This window comes from Streptomyces solincola, from assembly GCF_002982015.1.
Classification (GTDB): Bacteria; Actinomycetota; Actinomycetes; order Streptomycetales; family Streptomycetaceae; genus Streptomyces; species Streptomyces solincola.
Genome location: NZ_PVLV01000586.1, coordinates 1 through 3,489, shown reverse-complemented (window position 1 = coordinate 3,489; position 3,489 = coordinate 1). Strand labels below are relative to the sequence as shown.

4 protein-coding genes and 1 other RNA gene are annotated in these 3,489 nt (G+C 75.1%); 2 read left to right on the top strand and 3 right to left on the bottom strand.

Annotated features, from left to right (window positions below):
• The 3 genes from C6N75_RS27660 to C6N75_RS27650 all read right to left on the bottom strand — a co-directional run.
• On the bottom strand, window positions 1–301 hold a 301-nt coding region (locus C6N75_RS27660), incomplete at its 3' end, for an MFS transporter (protein WP_146132695.1).
• 161 nt (window positions 302–462) lie between these two features.
• An RNA gene (gene rnpB, locus C6N75_RS27655) (RNase P RNA component class A) lies at window positions 463–870 on the bottom strand.
• A 28-nt stretch (window positions 871–898) separates the two neighbouring features.
• Window positions 899–1,804: an NmrA family NAD(P)-binding protein gene (locus C6N75_RS27650; RefSeq protein ID WP_105871600.1), complete on the bottom strand. Its 906-nt coding sequence runs from the start codon at window positions 1,802–1,804 to the stop codon at window positions 899–901.
• A 95-nt stretch (window positions 1,805–1,899) separates the two neighbouring features.
• Between C6N75_RS27650 and yaaA the strand changes: the two genes are divergently transcribed.
• Both yaaA and eda read left to right on the top strand, forming a co-directional pair.
• Window positions 1,900–2,682 carry a peroxide stress protein YaaA gene (gene yaaA, locus C6N75_RS27645; RefSeq protein WP_105871599.1) on the top strand — a complete coding sequence of 261 codons (783 nt, stop codon included), beginning with the start codon at window positions 1,900–1,902 and terminating at the stop codon, window positions 2,680–2,682.
• 115 nt (window positions 2,683–2,797) lie between these two features.
• Complete coding sequence (gene eda / locus C6N75_RS27640; protein WP_105871601.1) at window positions 2,798–3,457, top strand: bifunctional 4-hydroxy-2-oxoglutarate aldolase/2-dehydro-3-deoxy-phosphogluconate aldolase; 660 nt, start codon at window positions 2,798–2,800, stop codon at window positions 3,455–3,457.
• Window positions 3,458–3,489: the final 32 nt, after the last annotated feature.

The following is a 3,489-nucleotide window of genomic DNA, read 5'->3' as shown; positions in this document are numbered from 1 at the left end:
CCCCCTGCAACGCCCGCGCCCCGATCAGCAGCCCCGCGTCCGGCGCCACCCCGCACAGCAGCGACGCCACCGCGAACCACACGATCCCCACCACGAACACCCGCCGCCGCCCCAGCCTGTCGCTGAGCGCCCCGCCCACCAGGATCAGCGACGCCAGGGTCAGCACATACGCGGTCACCACCCACTGCAACTGCCGCAGATCGGCGTCCAGATCGTCCCCGATGTGCGGCAGCGCCACATTCACCACGGTCGAGTCCAGCAGCGCCATGGTCGACCCCAGCACCGTCGCCAGCAGCACCATCCGCCCCCGCGCACTGCCCAGCCGGATCGCCCCCGCCGCTCGCGCTTCCTCCGCCACCGAGCCCACCTCGTCCCGACCTCGCACCACCCCGCCCGCCCCATTCTTGGACACGGGAGCGGGGGGCGCGAGCGGCCCGGACGAACGAGAAAGAGGGAGAGGGGCAGACGAGTCGGGCTGTACGCCGGGTTCTGTGCCTCGGGACCTCGCGGTCGTCGAGGCGACGGCCATCCATCTAGGGCCGGCGTTGCCGCCGGCCTCGTGCGGTCTACCCGCGGACTCGGGCGGGCAGCCCTCGATCGTCCGCGCAGGGACGCCTCCGAGGAGGCGGCCCCTCTTGACCTTGCTCCGGGTGGGGTTTACCTAGCTGCCCAGGTCACCCTGGGCACTGGTGGTCTCTTACACCACCGTTTCACCCTTACCGAGGACGCGAGGCCCCCGGCGGTCTGTTTTCTGTGGCACTGTCCCGCGGGTCACCCCGGGTGGCCGTTAGCCACCACCCTGCCCTGTGGAGCCCGGACGTTCCTCGGGAGGGATCGCAAGGACCCTCACGCGGCCGTCCGCCCGGCTCGTCTGCCGTGCGGCCATGGTACCCGCCGGTCAGGGGCGGGCGAGGACGGGGCGGAGGGTCTCGTACGCCCAGCCGGCGAGGCGGGTGGGGGGGGGGGGGGGCGGGTCGCGGGGGTGCTCGGGCGTGAAGCCGTCGCGCAGGCCGGTGGACATGCCGACCATGGCCTCGGTCTGGGCGGCGGTCAGGCCGGCCGAGCGGAGCATGGCGCGCATGGCGTCGTCCTCGATCCGCTCGGCGCGCACCGGGTGGCCGGTGGCGTCGGAGACGACGGCCAGGGCCTGCGACCAGGTGAGGTCCTCGGGGCCGTGGACCGCCTGGAGGTGCGGGGAGGGGTGCGGGGAGAGCAGGTGGAGGGCGGCCACCTCGGCGATGTCGCGGGGGGCGACCCAGGGCATGGGCTGGTCGAGGGGCAGGAGGACGGGGACGGCTCCGGCGCGCAGGGCGTCGATCTGGAGGAGGAGGTTGGTGAAGAAGAAGCCGCAGCGCAGGTGGGTGACGGAGGCGCCGGTGGCGTCGAGTAGTTCCTCGGTGCGGGCCAGGCCGTCGATCTCCCCCGCCCCGCACCGCAGTTCGGCGCCGACGCTGCTCTGGAAGACCACCCGGGGGATCGCGTGGGCGGTGACGGCGTCGGCGGCGACGCGGCCCAGGCGCTCGTGCGCGGCCACCGGGTCGTCGTCGCCGGTGGTGGGCGAGACCCAGTAGAGGGCGTCCACGCCTTCGGTGGCCTTGAGTACGGCGGCGTGGTCCCGCTGGTCGACCTCGACCACGTCGGCGCGGGAGGCGAGGGAAGCGGGGAGCCTGCCGGCGTCGCGCAGCAGGAGGCGGGGGCGGAGGCCCGCCCGGACGAGGGCGGCGGCCAGTTCGGCGCCCACGTGGCCGGTCGGGGTCGTCACGGCCACGGTCGCCGTCGCCGTCGCTGCCGTCTGGTCCGCCATGTCCGCTCCTCGGGTCGTGATGCCTCCGGTACCCCTACCCGTACGCTGGCGCGGGGCCGCATCCCCGAGGAAAGACCCGCAGAAGGAGAACCACCGTGCTCGTGCTGTTGCCGCCGTCCGAGGGAAAGGCCCCGTCCGGCGACGGCGCGCCGCTGGACACGGGGGCGCTGTCGCTGCCGGGGCTGGCCGGGGCGCGGGCGACCGTGCTGGCGGAGCTGGTCGAGTTGTGCGCGGCGGACGAGGGCAAGGCACGGGACGTGCTGGGCCTGAGCGAGGGGCTGCGCGGTGAGGTGGCGAAGAACGCGGGCCTGCGGACGGCGGGGGCGCGGCCGGCCGGCGAGGTGTACACCGGGGTGCTGTACGACGCGCTGGGGCTCGCCTCGCTGGACGCCGCGGCCGCCGACCGGGCCCGGCGGGAGCTGCTGGTGTTCTCGGGGCTGTGGGGCGCGGTGCGGGTGGACGACCGCATCCCCTCGTACCGCTGTTCGATGGGGGTGAAGCTGCCGGGTCTGGGGGCGCTGGGCGCGTTCTGGCGGACGCCGATGGCCCAGGTGCTGCCCGAGGCGACCGCGGACGGGCTGGTGCTGGACCTGCGCTCGGCGGCGTACGCGGCGGCCTGGCGGCCGAAGGGCGAGGTGGCCGGGCGGACGGCGTCGGTGCGGGTGCTGCACGCGCCGACCCGGAAGGTGGTCAGCCACTTCAACAAGGCGACCAAGGGGCGGATCGTGCGGAGCCTGCTGACGGCGGGCGCGGCGCCCGGCACTCCGGCGGAGCTGGTGGAGGCGCTGCGGGAGCTGGGGTACGCGGTGGAGGCGGAGCCCCCCGGAAGGGCCGGGAAGGCGTGGTCGCTGGACGTGCTGGTGGACGAGGTGCACTGACGTGCTGATGCGTCGATGCGCTGATGCGCTGATGCGCTGATGCGCTGATGCAGTGCATTGCGGAGGGCGCAACGGGCGTTGCAGGGGGTGTGGAGGGGTGGGCAGGATGGAGGGCATGAGCACCTCCGCAGCGCCCTCCGCGCGCCCTGAGCCCGGCCCCTCCGTGCTGGATATGTCCCCGGTGATCCCGGTCGTCGTGGTGGAGGACGCCGCCGACGCGGTGCCGCTGGCGCGGGCGCTGGTGGCGGGCGGGCTGCCGGCCATCGAGGTGACGCTGCGGACGCCCGCGGCACTGGACGCGATCCGGGCGATCGCGGCGGAGGTGCCGGAGGCCGTGGTCGGCGCGGGGACGGTGATCTCGCCCGAGCACGTGGTCGCGGCGGTGGCGGCCGGCGCCCGGTTCCTGGTGTCGCCGGGCTGGACGGAGGGGCTGCTGGAGGCCATGCGGGCGTCCGGGCTGCCGTATCTGCCGGGGGTGTCGACGGTCTCGGAGGTGCTGGCGCTGCTGGAGCGCGGCGTGGGCGAGATGAAGTTCTTCCCGGCGGAGGCGGCGGGCGGGGCGGCGTATCTGAAGTCGCTGGGCGGTCCGCTGCCGCAGGCCCGGTTCTGCCCGACCGGAGGGATCGGGCCGGCCGCCGCGCCGGGCTACCTCGCACTGCCGAACGTCGGCTGTGTGGGAGGCACCTGGATGCTTCCGGCGGACGCGCTGGCGGCGAAGGACTGGGGCCGGGTGGAGCGGCTGGCCCGCGAGGCGTCGGCGCTGCGGCAGAGGTAGGGAAGGGGGAGCCGGGAGCGGGAGCGCCCTGC